Annotated in this window: 19 protein-coding genes; 13 read left to right on the top strand and 6 right to left on the bottom strand. The window is 74.1% G+C overall.

All coding sequences use genetic code 11. The features are described 5' to 3' along the window. The first annotated feature begins 48 nt into the window (after window positions 1-48). The 9 genes from ACT7CP_RS11985 to ACT7CP_RS11945 all read left to right on the top strand — a co-directional run bounded on the left by ACT7CP_RS11985 (window position 49) and on the right by ACT7CP_RS11945 (window position 5,519). Window positions 49-1,344 (top strand): molybdopterin molybdotransferase MoeA, encoded by a 1,296-nt coding sequence (locus ACT7CP_RS11985; RefSeq protein WP_445442400.1) that lies wholly within the window; start codon window positions 49-51, stop codon window positions 1,342-1,344. Further along, window positions 1,337-1,837, top strand: a complete 501-nt coding sequence (moaC, locus tag ACT7CP_RS11980; RefSeq protein ID WP_445442399.1) for a cyclic pyranopterin monophosphate synthase MoaC — start codon at window positions 1,337-1,339, stop codon at window positions 1,835-1,837. Before ACT7CP_RS11985 ends, moaC begins: the two co-directional genes overlap by 8 nt. Then, window positions 1,834-2,373, top strand: coding sequence for a molybdenum cofactor synthesis domain-containing protein (locus tag ACT7CP_RS11975; protein ID WP_445442398.1), 540 nt, complete (start codon window positions 1,834-1,836; stop codon window positions 2,371-2,373). Before moaC ends, ACT7CP_RS11975 begins: the two co-directional genes overlap by 4 nt. Beyond that, complete coding sequence (locus ACT7CP_RS11970) at window positions 2,370-2,801, top strand: molybdenum cofactor biosynthesis protein MoaE (protein ID WP_445442397.1); 432 nt, start codon at window positions 2,370-2,372, stop codon at window positions 2,799-2,801. The genes ACT7CP_RS11975 and ACT7CP_RS11970 overlap by 4 nt, the downstream gene beginning before the upstream one ends. Before the next feature lie 270 nt (window positions 2,802-3,071). Continuing rightward, window positions 3,072-3,617: a hypothetical protein gene (locus ACT7CP_RS11965; protein ID WP_445442396.1), complete on the top strand. Its 546-nt coding sequence runs from the start codon at window positions 3,072-3,074 to the stop codon at window positions 3,615-3,617. A 10-nt stretch (window positions 3,618-3,627) separates the two neighbouring features. Further along, entirely contained in the window at window positions 3,628-3,873 is a 246-nt protein-coding gene (locus tag ACT7CP_RS11960; RefSeq protein WP_445442395.1) for a hypothetical protein, read from the top strand. Window positions 3,874-3,944: 71 nt separating this feature from the next. Then, window positions 3,945-4,184 (top strand): molybdenum cofactor biosynthesis protein MoaE, encoded by a 240-nt coding sequence (locus ACT7CP_RS11955; protein ID WP_445442394.1) that lies wholly within the window; start codon window positions 3,945-3,947, stop codon window positions 4,182-4,184. A gap of 49 nt (window positions 4,185-4,233) precedes the next feature. Beyond that, window positions 4,234-4,968 (top strand): glycosyltransferase family 2 protein, encoded by a 735-nt coding sequence (locus tag ACT7CP_RS11950; protein ID WP_413963672.1) that lies wholly within the window; start codon window positions 4,234-4,236, stop codon window positions 4,966-4,968. After that, window positions 4,965-5,519, top strand: a complete 555-nt coding sequence (locus ACT7CP_RS11945; RefSeq protein ID WP_445442393.1) for a DUF2304 domain-containing protein — start codon at window positions 4,965-4,967, stop codon at window positions 5,517-5,519. Before ACT7CP_RS11950 ends, ACT7CP_RS11945 begins: the two co-directional genes overlap by 4 nt. On the opposite strand, the gene ACT7CP_RS11940 is transcribed toward ACT7CP_RS11945, so the two are convergent. From ACT7CP_RS11940 to ACT7CP_RS11925, 4 genes are all read right to left on the bottom strand, one after another. Continuing rightward, a complete protein-coding gene (locus ACT7CP_RS11940) occupies window positions 5,423-5,905 on the bottom strand; it encodes a GtrA family protein (protein WP_413963670.1) in 483 nt (160 codons plus the stop codon). The two genes, ACT7CP_RS11945 and ACT7CP_RS11940, sit on opposite strands and share 97 nt — an antisense overlap. Continuing rightward, on the bottom strand, window positions 5,902-7,569 hold the full coding sequence (locus ACT7CP_RS11935) for a DUF2142 domain-containing protein (RefSeq protein WP_445442392.1): 1,668 nt from the start codon (window positions 7,567-7,569) through the stop codon (window positions 5,902-5,904). The genes ACT7CP_RS11940 and ACT7CP_RS11935 overlap by 4 nt, the downstream gene beginning before the upstream one ends. A gap of 209 nt (window positions 7,570-7,778) precedes the next feature. Further along, window positions 7,779-8,732 (bottom strand): hypothetical protein, encoded by a 954-nt coding sequence (locus ACT7CP_RS11930; RefSeq protein WP_445442391.1) that lies wholly within the window; start codon window positions 8,730-8,732, stop codon window positions 7,779-7,781. 98 nt (window positions 8,733-8,830) lie between these two features. Continuing rightward, window positions 8,831-10,162, bottom strand: coding sequence for an MFS transporter (locus ACT7CP_RS11925; RefSeq protein WP_445442390.1), 1,332 nt, complete (start codon window positions 10,160-10,162; stop codon window positions 8,831-8,833). Window positions 10,163-10,310: 148 nt separating this feature from the next. Between ACT7CP_RS11925 and ACT7CP_RS11920 the strand changes: the two genes are divergently transcribed. Beyond that, a complete protein-coding gene (locus tag ACT7CP_RS11920) occupies window positions 10,311-12,128 on the top strand; it encodes an ABC-F family ATP-binding cassette domain-containing protein (protein WP_445442389.1) in 1,818 nt (605 codons plus the stop codon). Window positions 12,129-12,140: 12 nt separating this feature from the next. Here ACT7CP_RS11920 and ACT7CP_RS11915 read toward each other — a convergent pair whose 3' ends face one another. Both ACT7CP_RS11915 and ACT7CP_RS11910 read right to left on the bottom strand, forming a co-directional pair. Then, window positions 12,141-13,007, bottom strand: coding sequence for a hypothetical protein (locus tag ACT7CP_RS11915; RefSeq protein WP_445442388.1), 867 nt, complete (start codon window positions 13,005-13,007; stop codon window positions 12,141-12,143). Between the two features lie 61 nt (window positions 13,008-13,068). Further along, window positions 13,069-13,920 (bottom strand): hypothetical protein, encoded by an 852-nt coding sequence (locus tag ACT7CP_RS11910; protein ID WP_445442387.1) that lies wholly within the window; start codon window positions 13,918-13,920, stop codon window positions 13,069-13,071. Window positions 13,921-14,227: 307 nt separating this feature from the next. On the opposite strand from ACT7CP_RS11910, the gene ACT7CP_RS11905 reads away from it, so the two are divergent. From ACT7CP_RS11905 to ACT7CP_RS11895, 3 genes are read left to right on the top strand one after another with little or no spacing between them, the layout of a single operon-like run. Further along, window positions 14,228-15,160, top strand: a complete 933-nt coding sequence (locus ACT7CP_RS11905; protein ID WP_445442386.1) for a MetQ/NlpA family ABC transporter substrate-binding protein — start codon at window positions 14,228-14,230, stop codon at window positions 15,158-15,160. Then, complete coding sequence (locus tag ACT7CP_RS11900; protein WP_445442385.1) at window positions 15,157-16,194, top strand: methionine ABC transporter ATP-binding protein; 1,038 nt, start codon at window positions 15,157-15,159, stop codon at window positions 16,192-16,194. Before ACT7CP_RS11905 ends, ACT7CP_RS11900 begins: the two co-directional genes overlap by 4 nt. A 1-nt stretch (window position 16,195) precedes the next feature. Continuing rightward, entirely contained in the window at window positions 16,196-16,855 is a 660-nt protein-coding gene (locus ACT7CP_RS11895) for a methionine ABC transporter permease (RefSeq protein ID WP_445442384.1), read from the top strand. The last annotated feature ends 35 nt before the right edge of the window (window positions 16,856-16,890 follow it).

The following is a 16,890-nucleotide window of genomic DNA, read 5'->3' as shown; positions in this document are numbered from 1 at the left end:
GAGGGCCGGCGGCGGGGCGGGTCCGGCCGCGTCGGGGATGATGGGGTGATGAGCCCCGACCGCCCCGCGGACCGCCGACGACGCACGGTCGACGAGCACCGGGCGGCCGTGTCCGCGCTCCTCGCCCCGCTCGCCGACCGGGGGACGGAGGAGCTGCTCGTCTCCGCGGACGCGCTCGCCGCGGATCCGCACCGGTACGCCGAGCGCGTCCTCGCGCGCGACGTCACGAGCCCCCTCGACCTGCCGCCCTTCCGCAACTCGCAGATGGACGGCTACGCCGTGCGCGCGGCCGACCTCGCCGGCGCCTCCGAGGCGCGGCCGGTCGCCCTGCGGATCGCGCCCCGCATCCCCGCGGGCGTGGCGCCGGATCCGCTCGCCCCCGGCACCGCCGCACCGTGCATGACGGGAGCGCCCGTCCCGCCCGGCGCCGACGCCATCGTGCCCATCGAGGCCGCGACGCCCGACCGCTTCGTCGACGAGGACCGGGTCGACGCGACCGTCGCCTTCGCCGCGCCCGTGGATCCCGGCGCCTTCGTCCGTGCGCAGGGCAGCGACCTCGCCGCGGGCAGCGTGCTCGTCGCCGCCGGCACGCGCCTCCTGCCCGCGCACGGGGGCGTGCTCGCGTCGGCCGGCATCGCGCGCGTCGAGGTGCGCCGCCGACCGGTGGTCCTCATCCTCTCCACCGGCCTCGAGCTCCGCGGGCCGGGCGAGGAGCTCGCGCCCGGGCAGATCCACGACGCCAACTCGATCGCGCTCGCCGCGTCCCTCACGGGCGTGGGCATCGAGGTCCGCACGCTGCGGGTCGCCTCCGACGACGCCGCCCGGCTGCGCGACGCCCTCCGCGACGCGGCACCGGGCGTCGACCTCCTGATCACCACCGGCGGCGTCAGCGCCGGCGCGTACGAGGTCGTGCGCGACGTCCTCGAGGGGGGCGGCGTCGAGTTCGCCTCCGTCGCCGTGCAGCCCGGCGGGCCGCAGGGCCTCGGCACGGCGGAGCTCGGCGGCGCGCGGATTCCCGTCGTCGCCTTCCCCGGCAACCCCGTGAGCGCGCTGGTCTCCTTCGAGCTCTTCCTCCGCCCCGTGCTGCGCGCCCTCGCGGGGCACCCGCACCCGGACCGCCCGTCCCGGCAGCTGCCGCTCGCCGCGCCGCTCGACTCGCCCGCCGGCAAGCACCAGGTGCGTCGCGGCCGAGTCGACGCCGACGGCCGCGTGCTCGCGGTCGGCGGCCCCGGATCCCACCTCCTGCACGCGTACGCGACCGCCACCCACCTCGTCCACATCCCCGCGGGCGTCGACCGGCTCGAGGCCGGCGACCCCGTCACCGTCTGGAGCATCGATGACTGATCCCACCCCGACCGCGGACGCCGCGCCGTCCCTCACCCACCTGCGGCAGGACGGATCCGCGCACATGGTCGACGTCACCGACAAGGCCGTCACCAAGCGCCGCGCCGTCGCGCAGGCCGTGCTCGTGACCCGGCCCGAGGTCGTCGCGGCCGTGATCACGGGCGACCTCCCCAAGGGCGAGGCGGTCGGCACGGCGCGCATCGCGGGGATCATGGCGGCGAAGCGGACCTCCAGCCTCATCCCGCTCTGCCACCCGCTGCCCATCGGGCGCATCGAGATCGACATCACCGGGGCCGACGACCGACTCACCGTGGTCGCGTCGGTGAGCACCACGGGCGTCACGGGCGTCGAGATGGAGGCGCTCACCGCCGCGTCGGTCGCGGCGCTCACGCTCTACGACATGGTGAAGGCCGTCGACGCGCGGGCCGTCATCACCGACGTGCTCGTGCGGGAGAAGCAGGGCGGCAAGTCCGGCGACTGGGAGCGGGCATGACCGCCGGGGACCCGCGGGGCCGCGCGGTCGTGATCGTCGCCTCCACGCGCGCCGCGGCGGGGCTGTACGAGGACCGCACGGGTCCCGTCATCGCCGCCTGGCTCGCCGAGCGCGGCTTCGAGGTCGACGGCCCGCACGTGCGCGCCGACGGACCCGGGGTGGCGGCGGCGCTCGCCGAGGCCGTCGCGGGCGACGCGCGCGTGATACTCACCACCGGCGGCACGGGCATCACGCCCACCGACCGCACGCCCGAGGCGACGCGGCCGCTGCTCGACCTCGAGATCCCCGGGATCATGGAGGAGGCCCGCCGCATCGGCACCGCCCACACGCCCACGGCCGTCCTCACGCGCGGGCACGCGGGGGTCGCGGGCGGGGCGTTCGTCATGAACCTGCCGGGCTCGCCCGGGGGCGTGCGCGACGGGCTCGGCCTCCTCGACGGGATCCTCGACCACGTGCTCGCGCAGATCCGCGGCTCCGTGCATCCCGCGATGGATGCGGCGGCCGACACGGCACGCGACGCCGAGGCCCGCTCGTGACCGCCGACCGCGTCCTGTTCGCCCGCATCGCCGGCGGCGCGATCCGCGTCGAGGACTGCGCCGACGCCGTGCGCGCCGACGACGCGGGCGCCGTCGTGACCTTCGAGGGCGTCGTGCGCGACCACGACGACGGGAAGGGCGTCCTCTGGCTCGACTACTCCGCGCATCCGGCCGCCCGCCAGGCGATCCAGCAGGTCGCGCTCGACGTGTCGGCCCGGTACCCGGACGTGCGGATCGCGGCCGAGCACCGCATCGGCCGGCTCGGCATCGGCGACGTCGCGCTCACGTGCGCCGTCTCGTCCGCGCACCGCGCCGATGCGTTCGCGGCGTGCGGCCTGCTGGTCGACGAGATCAAGCAGCGCGTGCCGATCTGGAAGCAGCAGGCCTTCGACGACGGCACGAGCGAGTGGGTGGCCTCGCTCGGCTAGCTCGCCGTGCCGAGCGCGTGAGGTTCGTCGCCCTGTGGACCGTGTCGACGGGCTCGGAGCACGAGTCCTGAGTTCGGCCTCGAGGGCTCAGCCGATCCTGGAATTCCGACCGAAGCCCACGTCACGCGCGGCATCTCCGAATGCCGAGCCCTGCCGTGCTCACTCGGCACATCGGGCGTAGGTCGAGCAGCATCGGTACGCAAGCCGCCTCACTTCCTTATGAGAGGAAAGGCGAATGAAGAGCAGATCGAAGGCTCCACTCCATTTTCCGTGGCGGCATTCGTCGCTGTCGGACTGACGTGCATCTCCTCCGTCGGAGCGGATGCGGCTGAGATGGATCCGTCTCCGCAGTCGTCCGCGATCTCGGAGCAGGCGACCAGTCGCTGGCACGCCGAATTGGACGCGTCGGACGTCCCTCGAGAGATCTCGCTGGTCCGTGGGCGGTCCGTCACGACCTACCACGTGGGCAACGGGATGGAAGTCGCATTTCCTGGAAGGGCGGCAGCCGCTCCTCCCCAGGGGGAGTTCGAGTCGAAGATGTCCGGCGGCCTCGACGACGGTACTGCGCATCCGTACATCCTCTTCAATTCGTTCGATCAAGATGCCATCATCAACGGCAGCGGCTTCCTCATCGGAGTCGCCGCGTGCGGCGCATTCCCCGAGACTTGCGTCATCACTACCGGTATGCTCGCGGCCGCGCAGCAGTACCTCAGCTACAACGGGAAGTGCTCTGAGGATCGTCAACTGCTCCTCCCCTTCTTCGGTCATGAAGCGGCGTGGTCTGGCGTAGACGATTCATGGATCCGGTGCGTCTGACGCTCACACCATGTGGGAGGTGGGTGCTGCGAGAGCCGCGGTGCCCACCTCCGGAAGAGAGGCCACATTGAGGTGCAAGATCGCGGGGATCGTCGTCCTCGGGCTCGGGGTCGTCCTGCTCATCCAAGCTCTCACCTTCGAGCGAACCGGAGTGATTCGCGTCGCGGGGTCGATCGCCTTCGGGGTCATCATCGTGATCTCCGGCCTCGCGATCAACGCAGTCGTACGCCAAGATCGTCAGAAGAGCTCTGAGTGAGGGGGCGTTCATCGACGAGATCGACGGTTCGGGTTCCGCGCCGTCACGTCGAGGTCAGGGGCCGCCCGTCGATGCGAGCGTCGTCAGCCGCATCTCGGCGGCACAGCCCTCTCGGAGAGTACGTCGGGTACCGCATCGGCCGGCTCGGCATCGGCGACGTCGCGCTCACCTGCGCCGTCTCCTCCGCGCACCGCGCCGATGCATTCGCGGCGTGCGGCCTGCTGGTCGACGAGATCAAGCAGCGCGTCCCCATCTGGAAGCAGCAGGCCTTCGACGACGGCACGAGCGAGTGGGTGGCCTCGCTCGGCTGACCCGGCGATCCCGCGCGGGCGCCCGGCGTCGGCTTGCTACCCTCTCAGCATGCCCGCCAGCCTGAGCACGACCCTCATCGTCATGCCCGCGTTCAACGAGGAGGAGGCGGTCGGCGCGGTGGTCCGGGAGGTGCTCGACACGCTCCCCGGCATCGCGTGCCTGGTGGTCAGCGACGGCTCCAAGGACCGCACGGTCGAGGTCGCGCAGGCCGCCGGCGCCCGCGTCCTCGAGCTCCCGTTCAACCTCGGTGTGGGCGGCGCGATGCGGGCGGGCTTCCGCTACGCGCAGCGGCACGGCTTCGAGAACGTCATCCAGATCGACTCCGACGGGCAGCACAACCCCGAGAGCGTCCCGCAGCTGCTCGAGGCCCTCCAGCGCAAGGACGTCGTGATCGGCGCGCGCTTCGCCGGCGAGGGCGACTACGAGGTCTCCGGTCCGCGGAAGTGGGCGATGAGGTTCCTGAGCTTCACCCTCAGCCGCATCGCGCGCACGGCCCTCACCGACACGACCTCCGGCTACCGCGGATCCGGCCCCCGCGCCGTCGCGCTCTTCGCCGAGAACTACCCGGCCGAGTACCTCGGCGACACGGTCGAGTCCCTCGTCATCGCGGCCCGTCACGGCCTCACGATCGAGCAGGTGCCCGTGTCGATGCGCCCCCGCGCCGGCGGCGTCGCCTCGCACAACCCCGCGAAGGCCGCCATCTACCTGGCGCGCGCCGGCATGGCGCTCGTGATCGCCCTCATCCGTCCCATCAGCCGACCCGTCAAGGCGGTCACCGCGTGAACCCCACCAGCTACGTCTTCACCCTCGTCGCGGCGCTCCTCGCCGTGGGCGTCGTGATCGAGCGCCTCCGCCGCCGCCGCCTCCGGGAGCGCCACGCCGTCTGGTGGCTGGTCGCCGGTCTGGTGGCGCTCGTCATCAGCGTGTTCCCGCCGCTGCTCTCGGGCCTCGCCGGCTTCCTCGGCGTGCAGGAGCCGCTGAACCTCGCGTTCTTCGCGAGCATCGTCGTGATCTTCCTGGTGTGCGTGCAGTTCAGCGCCGAGCTCACCGATCTCGAGGACAAGGTGCGCCGCCTCGCCGAGGAGAGCGCGATGACCGACCTGCGGCTGCACGACCTGGAGCGGGCAGCCGAGGCGGCACGCCCCGACACCGCGCGCCCCGGCACGGCACGCCCGAGCGCGGCCGGCCCGGGCGCGGGACGACCCGGCTCCGCGACCGATGCGGGCGAGGTCCGGGATCAGCCGGCGCTCGGCTCCGAGGGCCGCCCGTCGATGCCGGCGTCGCCGTCGGCCGCGCCGTCCGTCGAGCGATCCGCGAACACCCAGAAGCGGTAGGCCGCGTAGTTCCAGAGCGTGGTCAGCGCCGTCGAGACGAACTTGCCGACCACGTAGCCGAGGCCGATGCGATCGAAGAGGCTCACGATCAGGACGGTCGCGAGCGAGTTCACGGCCACGAGCACGCCGTACTTCCAGAGGCTGTGCCAGTCGGAGCGCTGGTGGCGGAACGTGAGGAAGCGCTGCGTCACGTAGCTGACGACGAGGCCCGCCCAGAACGACACGGCGCTCGCGGCGGCCAGCGGCCAGCCGAGCAGGTCGCGCCCGACGATGAGCAGGCCGAGGTCGACGACGAACGCCAGGCCGCCGACGGCGAGGTAGACGAAGGGGCCGTAGAGGCGGCCGGAGCGGAAGCGCGCGAGGCGGCCGGGGATCCCGGTGCTCATGCGCCGCGCGATCCGTCGACGGAGGGGGCGGCGACGGCGGCGACCGTCCCGTGCGGTCCGGGGGATCCCGTCTCCGCGCCGTCCCGGGACCACCCGTCGGGGCCGTCGGCGGCCGATGCACCCGCGGGGGCGTCGCGCCGGGCGGCGAGGACGGCGAGCAGCAGCGCGGCGCCCGCGACGACGGACCCGACGGCCATCGCGAGGATCCAGGGCTCGACGCCCACGACGGGCGGCGACCACCGCGGTCGCAGCACCAGGTCGGACCACGAGGCGCTGAGGCCCACGGAGTTGCGGCGGAGGAACGTCATGAGGCCGACGAACGCGGCCGCGGCGTGCACGACCACGACGAGCACGAGGATCCGCCGGCGGACGAGGGCGGGCACGCGGTCGAACGCGGGCGCCGTGACGACGGCCGCCACCATGATCAGCAGCAGGTAGGCGGGCAGGTTGTAGCGGCCCTGCCAGACGAAGCCGGACACCGTCACCGACGACGCCTGCACGACCGCGGGCAGGAGCAGGAAGCCGACGAGGGCGACGCCGACGGCGAGCCGCCCGCCCTTCGCGGCCGGGATGAGGAGGGCCGCGGCGACGAGCACGCCCCAGCCGACGAAGTAGGGGAAGACGACGTAGGACGGGATCGCCGTGTCGAGCCAGCCGAAGTTGCCGACCATGTCGCGCGCGTAGTCGAAGGTGCGCTCGAGCATGATCACGAGGCCCTCGCCGAAGCTCGTGCCCGCACGCTCGTACACGCCGACGGCGGCGAGCGAACCGGTGCGGAGGATCCACACGATCGCGAGGACCGTCGACACGGCCACGACGCCCACCGCCGTGAGCACCTGGGGCCGGCGGAGGTACGCCCAGAACCGGGACCAGCCGACCAGGCAGGCCCCGGCGACCACGACGACGCCGAGCCACATGGGCGACAGGCCGCGCGCGTGCACGAGGAGCCCGCCCGTCACGGCGAGGAACGCCGCGGTGCGCCAGCTCACGGGGCCGCCGCGCACGAGGCCCGTGACGTAGGCCGCCGCGAACGCCGCGGTGGCCGCGATCTCGAAGGCGTTGGGGTTCACGGATCCGAAGAGCGAGTGGGTCATGGGCGTGAGCGCGGCGAAGGTCGCGAGCACGGGGAGCACGGGGCGGGGGAGGCGCGCGAGGTAGGCGAGCGCGCCGGCGGCGAGCAGCGAGCAGAGGAGGGCGCTCACGAGGCGCATGCCGAAGACCGCCGTGGTGCCGCCGCCCCAGATGAGGGTCGGCCAGCCGACGAGCAGGTAGTAGACGGGGTCGTAGAGGCCGGCGCTCGTCTCGGTGGAGACGATGCGGTCGGCCGCGTCACCGGCCGGGAAGCCGGGCGCGCAGTCCGCCGTCCGGTCGCCGTCGTGCCGGGCGCACGCGGATGGGTCCGAGTACGCGACGCCCTCGGGCACCTGGACGATGCGCACCTGCGGGTTCTCCGTCACCTCGCCGAGGAACTGGCCGCGCACGACGGACGCCGCTTTGTTGAGGTGCGCGGGCTCGTCGGGGCTCGCGCCGAGCGGCGTGGTGACGGCCCACAGCGCGCTCAGCACGCCGATCCCGACGAGCGCCGCGAGGAAGACGAGGAACGACGCCCGGCCCGGCCGTCCGTCGGTGCGCGGGGCGCGGGCGTGCGGGGGCGTTCGGTTCATGGTCTCTCCGGGGGCGTGCAGCGCGTGCGGACGGGAGCGGCCGACGGGCACCCCGCTGGCGGTGGGCCGCGTGGCGGTCCCGCGGTCCGTGACGAGGATAGCCCGTCGCCCGCGCCCGCCCGGGAGGCGTCGACGGCCGCGCCCCGGGTCCCGGGAGCGCCGACGTCGGTCCTCCGCGCGGCGGCTCCGCGCCGCGGCTCCGCGCCGGCTCAGTCGCGGAATGCGCCGCCCAGGTGCTCCCGGATCAGGACCGTGAGCGCCGCACGCTGCGTGTCCTCCAGGTGCGCGGGGAGCACGTGCTCGTCGCCCGCGTGCAGCCGGTCGCCCTCGACCCGGAGCGCGGCGGGATCGAGGCCGGCGAGTCTCGTCGCGACGGGCGGCTCCATCAGGTCCTTCGAGCGGATCGCGGCATCCGTGACCACGAGCCCGTACGGACCGCCCAGGGTCTGGTCCGTCACCGTGAAGGCGACCCGCTCCTCCGCGGGCAGCGCCAGTGCCTTCACGAGCCGGGCCATGTGCTTGCGGTGCCGCGGGTCGTCGGGCAGCCGCACCACGTCCTGGAGCCCGAGCTCGGCGACGCGCCCGCCGAGGTCCCGGGCGCGCGGCACGGCGGCCGGCAGTCGACGGGAGGTGCGGGCGTCGTGCTCGAGCGTGAGGGCGACGGCCGTCTCCAGCGCGCCGAGGAGCGCGGGTCGCGTGTCCGCGGGGAGGAGGTGGTCGGCGTGCTGCCAGGCGAACCCGTCGGCGGCGGAGGCGGTGGTCGCCGCCGCGGAGGCGGCCGTACCTTCCGGGCCCCGGAGGAGCGGGATCCTCCGCACGCGCGCGCGGAGGATCCCGGAGGGCGCGTCCTTCACGTGCACGGCAAGGTCCGTCACGAGGAACCCGACCGCCTCGCGGGAGCGCGTGATGCGGTTCACCGCGTGGTAGCCGAGGAACGCGACCGGGCGCTCGTCGGCCCCGTCGAGGAGCTGCGCGGCGGCCCGCCGGAACACCTCGACCGCGTCCTCCATCGGGTGCGGCACGGCCGCGGGCACGAACACCAGCTGCGCGATCCGCGGGTCGCCGCTCGTCGCGTGGCCGACCGCGCCGACGAGCCGGCCCCATTCCGCCTCGGGGCCGATCTCGTCCTCGCCTGCGTCGCCGTCGTCGTCCGGATCCGTCATGGTGCCCCCTGCCGTCGGTCGTCGCGACGAGCCTGCCAGGCCCGCGCGGTCCGCGGAAGGGGCGGGACCCGGCCCGCCCGCGTCCCGCGGCGCCGGCCTCAGGCGCCGGTGGCGGCGTCCCGGGCGGCGATCCGCTCGGCCCGGCGCGTGCGGCGCCCCGTGAGCTGCAGCACGAGCGCGACCAGGGCGCTCAGCGCGACGAACGCGCCGTAGACGGTGAGCACGACCGGGAGGCCGTCCGCCTCCACGAAGATCCCCGCGACGATGCTCGGCACGCCGAAGGCGAGGTAGCTGGCCACGTACACGGAGGAGAGGAGGCTCGCGCGCTGGTCGACGGGCGCCTCCGCGAGCACGAGCCGGAGGCCCGCCTGGAAGCCGGCGCCGAAGCCGACGCCGCCGACGACCGCGGCGACCGCGAAGAGGGGGAGCGATGCGGTCCAGATGGCCGCGACGAGGCCGACCGGCCCGAGCACGAGGGCGACCACGCCGACGACGAGGCTGCGGCGGGCGTCGCGGGTGCGGATCACGATGCCCGTGATGGCGCCCGTGCCGGTGAACAGGGCGATGGCCGCGCCCGTGAGCGCCGCGCTGTGGAGGCCGAACGTCGTGCCGAGCACGGATCCGATGAAGGCCAGGAACATGCCGCCGAGCGCCCAGCTCGCGATCATGCCGCCGACGACCGCGGTGAAGACGGACCGCGCGGCGCGCGGCACGGCGACCGACGGGATCAGCGACCGGAGCGCCCCCGCCCGGCGCGGCTGCCGCTCGGGCACGACCGCGACGCCGACGCCCGCGGCCACCATGAGCGCCGCGAGCACCAGGAACACCGTCTCCTCGGGCGCGGGCCCGTAGGCGACGAGGAACCCGCTGCCGAGCGCGCCGACCGTGAGGGCCGCGGGCGGCACGACGCCGTTGAGGAACGCGGCGAGGCCGGTTCGCCGGGTCGGCTGGTGGTCGATCATGCCGGCGCCGAGCGCGCCCGTGGCGAGGCCGATCGCGAGCCCCTGGAGGATCCGCGCGACCACGAGGGCGAGCCCGTCGTGGGCGAACGCGAACACGAGCATCGCGACCGTGGAGACGGCGAGGGCCCCGAGGATCACGGGACGGCGGCCGATGTGGTCGGAGAGGCGGCCGGCGGTGAGCAGCGTCGCGAGCAGGCCGGCGACGTAGACCGCGAACACGACCGTGAGGACGACGGGCGGCAGCGCCCACTCCTCCTGGTACACGGGGTAGAGGGGCGAGGGCGCGGCGCCGCTCGCGACGAGCACGAGCAGCGTGAGCGCGTAGACCACGAGCCCGGCGGCGGACTCGCGGCGGGCAGGAGCGGCGGCGGGAGCGTGCGCGAGCGGCTCGGCGGGCGCTGCGGGCGCTGCGGGCGCCGCGGTCGCCGCGGTCGCGGGGAGGGATGCGGTGTCGGGGCCGGTGGTCATGTGCGCTCCTCGCGGTGGGCGGATCCCCGTCGGCGGGCGGCGGGCGGGCTGCTCCCCGTCGAGCGCGCGGCCCTCGCGGGTCACGAGGAGGGCCAACGGCGGGCGGCTCGCGGGAATTCCCCGGGCACGGACCACCTAGGCTCGTGCGGTGGCCCATCTGCTGGGAGCCGAAGCGCTCCACCTCGAGTTCCCGACGCGCGTGATCTTCGACGACGTGACCATCGGGGTGAACGAGGGCGACCGCATCGGCATCGTCGGACGCAACGGCGACGGCAAGTCGACCCTCCTCTCCCTCCTCTCCGGCCGTCTCGAGCCGGACGGCGGCCGCGTCACGCGTCGCCGCGGCGTCACTATCGGCGTGCTCGACCAGAGCGACACCCTGCCCGACGGCCAGACCGTCGGCGAGGCGATCGTCGGCGGCATCGACGAGCACGAGTGGGCGGGCAACCCGCTCGTCCGCGACGTGATCGACGGCCTCGCCTCCGATGTGCCGTGGGACGCCGACGTCGCCCAGCTCTCGGGCGGCCAGCGCCGCCGGGTCGCGCTCGCGAAGCTCCTCATCGGCGACCACGACATCCTCTTCCTCGACGAGCCCACCAACCACCTCGACGTGGAGGGCATCGCCTGGCTCGCCGGGCACCTCCGCCGCCGCTGGTCGCCGAACTCGGGCGGCCTCATCGTCGTGACCCACGACCGGTGGTTCCTCGACGAGGTGGCGAACTACACGTGGGAGGTGCACGACCGGCTCATCGAGCCGTTCGAGGGCGGCTACGCGGCGTACATCCTGCAGCGCGTCGAGCGCGATCGCAGCGCGGCCGTCTCCGAGGCGAAGCGCCAGAACCTCATGAAGAAGGAGCTCGCCTGGCTCCGCCGCGGCGCGCCCGCGCGCACGGCCAAGCCCAAGTTCCGGATCGAGGCGGCCAACGCCCTCATCGCCGACGAGCCGCCCGCGCGCGACACCGTGTCGCTCGCGTCCATGGCGATGCAGCGGCTCGGCAAGGACGTCGTCGACCTCCTCGACGTGTCCGTCAGCTACGGCGACCGGCAGATCCTCAAGGACGTCGAGTGGCGCATCGCGCCCGGCGAGCGCACCGGCATCCTCGGCGTGAACGGCGCCGGCAAGTCGACCCTGCTCTCGCTCGTCGCCGGCACGCTCCAGCCCACGACCGGCAAGGTGAAGCGCGGCAAGACCATCAAGGTCGCCGTGCTCACGCAGCAGCTCGACGAGCTGAAGGACGTGCTCGAGGACCGCGTGTCCACCGTCATCGGCCGCCAGCGCACCACCTACGTCGCGGGCGGCAAGGAGATGACGCCGGGCCAGCTGCTCGAGCGCCTCGGCTTCACGAGCGCGCAGCTGTCGACGCCGGTGAAGGACCTCTCGGGCGGCCAGAAGCGGCGCCTGCAGCTCCTCCTCATCGTGCTCGACGAGCCGAACGTCCTCATCCTCGACGAGCCCACCAACGACCTCGACACCGACATGCTCGCGGCGATGGAGGACCTCCTCGACTCGTTCCCCGGCACGCTCCTCGTCGTCAGCCACGACCGGTACCTGCTCGAGCGCGTCACCGACCAGCAGTACGCCGTGATGAACGGGAACCTCCGCCACCTCCCCGGCGGCGTCGACCAGTACCTGAAGCTCCGCCAGCAGCCCGGCAACGCCGAGAAGTCGACGGTCGCGCGCCCCGACGAGGTGGGCGGGCAGGCGACGGCGACGCTCGGCGGATCCACCGGCCCGTCCCTCCAGGGGGCCGAGCTGCGGAACGCGCAGAAGGAGCTCGCGAGCATCACCCGCAAGCTCGAGAAGGCCGACACGCGCCGCCGTCAGGCCCTCGACGCCATGGCCGAGCACGACCCCAACGACTACGAGGGGCTCGCGAAGGCCAACGAGGGCGTGCGCGCCATCGAGGGCGAGGTCGAGGCGCTCGAGAGCCGCTGGATGGAGCTCAGCGAGCTGCTCGAGGGCTGATCCGCCGACCGGTCAGTACGCGAGCTGACCTGCCGGGAAGGCGAGGGTGATCGTGCCGTCCGGGGCCAGGGCGGCCGTGAGTTCGATCCCCGCCCGGACGATGCTGCCGTCGAAGGCGCGCAGCGGTGCGTCCGCGACCCAGGTGACGTGGAGGTCGGAGGCGGCGAGCTGGGCGGGGGACACGCACGACAGGACCCCCGATCCCGGGCTCGAGTCGTCCTCCTGGGGGGAACCCGACCACGGGTACACCAGTAGGCACACGTCGGCGGAGATCGTGCGCGCGACGTAGAGGCCCACGCTCGTCTGCACGCCGCGGATGGAGGAGAGGTCGACGTCGCCGCGCGGCGAGCGGGGCGGCGAGTCCGCCTGCTCCTGGGGGCGGTCGAGGACGTCCTCAAGGGCGACTCCGCGGGACCGTCCGCTGATCTCGGTGCCGAGGAGCGAGCGCACGGTCGCGGGATCCGGCGGCGCGGGGTCGACGGAGGCGGTCGGCGCGGGGGACGCGCGGGGCGCCGGATCGGCCGACGGCGCCGCGGATCCCGCGCCGAGCCCGGTCGCGACGCCCGCGCCCGCGAGGAGGCCGACCGCGAGGGCGGCGCCGGCCCAGGCGAGCGGGCGACGGCCGCGGCGGGCCGTCGCATCGGCCGCGGCGGACTCGTCGGAGGACGTGGCCGGCTCGTCCGCGTCGTCCGCGTCGTCCGCGTCGCCGGCGTCCTCCGGGGCGGTCGACGCCGCCCGCTCGCGGCGCGTCAGCTCGGCGGCGGCGCGGATCCACCGCTCGTCGCGCTCGTCGGCGCCCTGCGCGAAGACCCGCTGCCGGAGCTCGTCGAGGGGGAGCGCGGCGAGGTCGTCGTCCGACCCGGGTGCGCGTGCGGACATCGTGGTCCCCTTCCGTCGCAGCGACCCTCCCACACCGCCCGCGCGGTCCGTCGGGATCCGCTCAGTACGCGAGGATGCGGTCCGGCGTGGTCAGCGTGATGAGGTCGTCACCCGACCAGATCGCCTCGACGTCGCCCGTGATCATGCCCGTCGACCCGTCGCGGTTCCGCGAGGGGAACTCGGTGGTCCAGGCGATGCGGAGGCCGTCGGACCCGACCCGGTCGGGCGATGCGCACGTGACGACGCCCGCGCCGCCGCTCGGGAACACCAGGAGGCACCGGTCACCCCGGTCGGACAGCGCCGCGTAGAGGCCGACGCTCGTCTGGACCGCGCGGATCGTGGTCGCGTCGACGTCGGCGCGCACGGCCCGCGGCGGCAGGTCGCCGTCCTCCTGCGGGCCGTCGAAGATCGGGCCGGCGGGGCGGCTGCGGCGGTCGGAGGAGGAGTCGGGGCCGAGGAGCGCGGGGCCGTCGGCGCTCGCCGTGGGGGCGGGGGAGGATCCCGCGGCGACGGGAGGCGCGTCGGCGCCGGGGCTCGGGGTGCCGTCGGTGCTCGCCGTGGGGGCGGGGGATCCGGCGGAGGCCGCGCCGATCGCGCCGCCCGCGAGGAGGCCCACCGCGAGCGCGCCGGCGGCCCAGGCGAGGGCGCGGCGGGATCCGGGGCCGGGGTCGTGCGCATCGTCATCGTCCGCCGTCGGGTCCGCCTCCGCGGGGTCGGGGGCCTCGGCGGAGCCGGAAGCCTCGTCCCCGCGGACCGCCGCCGCCGCCTCGGCCGGCCGGGACGCGCGCTCGCGCCGGTCGAGCTCGGCCGCCGCGCGGATCCATCGCTCGTCGCGCTCGTCGGCGCCCTGCGCGTACACCCGGCGCCGCAACTCCTCGACGGGGAGCGCGGAGACGTCGTCGTCCTCGTGCATGGGCACCTCCGTGGCCGACCCTGCCACATCCCGCGGGCGCCGCGGGGTGTCCCCGTGTTACGGCCCGGTTCGACACGCCCCCGTCCGGCCGCCTACCGTCGAGGTGCTGCAGGGACGCGGCGACCGGCCGTCGTCGGCGTCCCGCACCGCGCACCGCTCACCCGCGTCGTGCGCCCCCGCGGGGTCGCCCGCCATGCCGTCGCGCACCGCCGCCGTCGTGCGCTCCCGCGCCCGCAGCACCCCGCATCGCCCGAACCGCCCGCACCACCCCGGACAGCACCGGCCCCGCACCACCGAGAGGATCCCCATGACCACCCAGGCACCCCTGATCGACGCACCGAAGCGGAAGAACCGCCTCGGCCTCATCATCGGCGCGGTCGTCGTCGTCCTCGCGATCGTCGCGGCCGTGCTCTTCGCGACCGGCGCGTTCTCGGGCGGGAGCAAGTCCGTCCGCATCGGCGTCGTCGGCGCGAGCGACCCGCAGTGGCAGCCCTTCGTCGACGCGGCGAAGGAGGAGGGCATCGACGTGGAGGTCGTGAACTTCTCCGAGTACACGCAGCTGAACCCCGCGCTGTCCGAGGGCGAGATCGACCTCAACCAGTTCCAGCACCTCGTCTACCTCGCGCAGTACAACGAGGGCGCGGGCGACGACCTCACGCCCATCGGCGCCACCGCCATCTACCCGCTCGCGCTGTACTCGCAGAAGCACGGCTCGGTCGACGAGATCCCCCAGGGCGGCACCGTCGTCGTCCCGAACGACGAGTCGAACCTCGCCCGCAGCCTCCTCGTGCTCCAGAGCGCGGGCCTCGTGACGCTGGAGGGCGGCGGATCCAGCATCTCGACGCTCGACGACATCGACCAGGCCGCCTCCAAGGTCACCGTCACGCCCGTCGACGCCGCGCTCACGGCCACGTCGCTGCCCGACGCCGACGCCGTCATCATCAACAACGACTTCGTCACCGACGCCGGCCTCACCTCCGATGACGCCATCGCCCAGGACGACCCGAGCGACCCGAACTCCCTCGCCTACGTCAACGTGTTCGCGGCCCGAGCCGACGACGCGGAGAACGAGACGTACCTCCAGCTCGCGCGGATCTTCGAGGACACCCCGGCCGTCATCGACGCCCTCGTCGAGAACTCGGGCGACACGGCCATCCCGCTGAAGACGCCGGCCGACGAGCTGCAGAGCATCCTCGCCACCACCGAGAAGGCCGTCGCCGACAAGAAGTCGGCTCAGTGACGGACGCCCCGCACGTCTCCCTGCGGGGCGTCGGCAAGCAGTACCCGCCGCGCGCGAAGGGCGAGCAGGGCCTCGACGCCCTCGCCGCCGTCGACCTCGACATCCGCCGCGGCGAGGTGTTCGGGATCATCGGCTACTCGGGCGCCGGCAAGAGCACGCTCGTGCGGCTCGTGAACGCGCTCGAGCGGCCGACCTCCGGCACGGTGTCGGTGGACGGGCGGGAGATCCAGGACCTGCCCGAGCGGGAGCTGCGGAAGCTCCGGCTCGGCATCGGCATGGTGTTCCAGCAGTTCAACCTCTTCGCGTCGAAGACGGTGTGGGGCAACGTGGCGTACCCGCTGTCCGTCGCGGGCATGCCGAAGGACCAGCAGCAGCGGCGGATCAGCGAGCTCCTCCACTTCGTCGGCCTCGCCGACAAGGCGCACGCCCGGCCCGACGAGCTGTCCGGCGGCCAGAAGCAGCGCGTCGGCATCGCCCGCGCGCTCGCCACGAGCCCCGCGATCCTCCTGGCCGACGAGGCCACGAGCGCGCTGGACCCCGAGACCACGAGCGAGGTCCTCGCGCTCCTCCGCCGCGTCAACGAGGAGCTGGGGGTCACCATCGTCGTCATCACGCACGAGATGGAGGTCATCAAGTCCATCGCCGACCGCGTGGCCGTCATGGACTCCGGCCGTGTCATCGAGCAGGGCGAGGTGTTCGACGTGTTCTCCCGGCCCACGAGCGACGCCGCGCGGCGCTTCGTCTCCACCGTCGTCGCGGGCGTGCCCGAGCCCGAGGAGGTCGCGCGCCTGCGGGCCCGGCACCCCGGCCGGCTGGTCACGCTGTCGTTCGCCGACGGCGGCGCCACCCAGAGCGAGGTCTTCCGCGCGCTCGCGGATGCGGGCATCGGCTTCGAGGTCGTGCACGGCGGCATCACCGACATCCAGGGCCGCACGTTCGGCAACCTGACCCTCGCGCTCGGGGGCGACCCCGCGCGCATCGACGAGGTGCTCGCGGCCGACCGCGCCGGCGTCACCGTGACGGAGGTGGTCTGAGATGGACGCGCTGACCCCGCTCCTCCCGCTCCTCGGCCGTTCCACGGTCGAGACGCTCACGATGGTGCTGCTGACGCTCCTCTTCGGCGGGCTCGGCGGCCTCCTCATGGGCCTCGGGCTCTACCTCACGCGCGGCGGCAGCCTGCTCGCGAACCGGCCCGTGTTCGCGGTGCTCAACGTGGTGGTCAACACCTTCCGCCCGATCCCGTTCATCATCTTCCTGGTCGCCGCCCAGCCCCTCGCCCGCGTCGTGACGGGCAGGGGCATCGGGCAGGCGGCGATCATCTTCACGCTGTCGCTCGCGGCCTCGTTCGCCATCAGCCGCATCGTCGAGCAGAACCTGCTCACGGTGCAGCCCGGCGTGATCGAGGCGGCCCGGTCCGTGGGCGCGAGCCCGGTGCGGATCATCTTCACGCTGCTGATCCCGGAGGCCCTCGGCCCGCTGATCCTCGGCTACACCTTCGTCTTCGTCGGCATCGTCGACATGACGGCGGTCGCGGGCGCGATCGGCGCCGGCGGCCTCGGCGACTTCGCGATCGTCTACGGGTACCGGCAGTTCGAGCCGGTCGTCACATGGGCGGCGGTGCTCATCATCATCGTGCTCGTGCAGGTGGTGCAGCTCATCGGCAACCGGCTGGCCCGGGCGGCGCTGCGACGCTGATCCCACGGGTCGCCGACCCGCTCCTCGCACGACCC

It is taken from the genome of Clavibacter rahimiani, from assembly GCF_052654495.1.
This window is presented reverse-complemented; position numbering and strand designations above follow the sequence as displayed.

Bases quoted from the DNA above. Each gene is read 5' to 3' on its own strand.
- ACT7CP_RS11935 (WP_445442392.1), bottom strand. From the start codon at position 7,569: ATGAACCGAACGCCCCCGCACGCCCGCGCCCCGCGCACCGACGGACGG.
- ACT7CP_RS11905 (WP_445442386.1), top strand. From the start codon at position 14,228: ATGACCACCCAGGCACCCCTGATCGACGCACCGAAGCGGAAGAACCGC.
- ACT7CP_RS11955 (WP_445442394.1), top strand. From the start codon at position 3,945: ATGCGAGCGTCGTCAGCCGCATCTCGGCGGCACAGCCCTCTCGGAGAG.
- ACT7CP_RS11930 (WP_445442391.1), bottom strand. From the start codon at position 8,732: ATGACGGATCCGGACGACGACGGCGACGCAGGCGAGGACGAGATCGGC.
- moaC (WP_445442399.1), top strand. From the start codon at position 1,337: ATGACTGATCCCACCCCGACCGCGGACGCCGCGCCGTCCCTCACCCAC.
- ACT7CP_RS11895 (WP_445442384.1), top strand. From the start codon at position 16,196: ATGGACGCGCTGACCCCGCTCCTCCCGCTCCTCGGCCGTTCCACGGTC.
- ACT7CP_RS11950 (WP_413963672.1), top strand. From the start codon at position 4,234: ATGCCCGCCAGCCTGAGCACGACCCTCATCGTCATGCCCGCGTTCAAC.
- ACT7CP_RS11960 (WP_445442395.1), top strand. From the start codon at position 3,628: ATGTGGGAGGTGGGTGCTGCGAGAGCCGCGGTGCCCACCTCCGGAAGA.
- ACT7CP_RS11925 (WP_445442390.1), bottom strand. From the start codon at position 10,162: ATGACCACCGGCCCCGACACCGCATCCCTCCCCGCGACCGCGGCGACC.
- ACT7CP_RS11940 (WP_413963670.1), bottom strand. From the start codon at position 5,905: ATGAGCACCGGGATCCCCGGCCGCCTCGCGCGCTTCCGCTCCGGCCGC.
- ACT7CP_RS11910 (WP_445442387.1), bottom strand. From the start codon at position 13,920: ATGCACGAGGACGACGACGTCTCCGCGCTCCCCGTCGAGGAGTTGCGG.
- ACT7CP_RS11985 (WP_445442400.1), top strand. From the start codon at position 49: ATGAGCCCCGACCGCCCCGCGGACCGCCGACGACGCACGGTCGACGAG.
- ACT7CP_RS11915 (WP_445442388.1), bottom strand. From the start codon at position 13,007: ATGTCCGCACGCGCACCCGGGTCGGACGACGACCTCGCCGCGCTCCCC.
- ACT7CP_RS11975 (WP_445442398.1), top strand. From the start codon at position 1,834: ATGACCGCCGGGGACCCGCGGGGCCGCGCGGTCGTGATCGTCGCCTCC.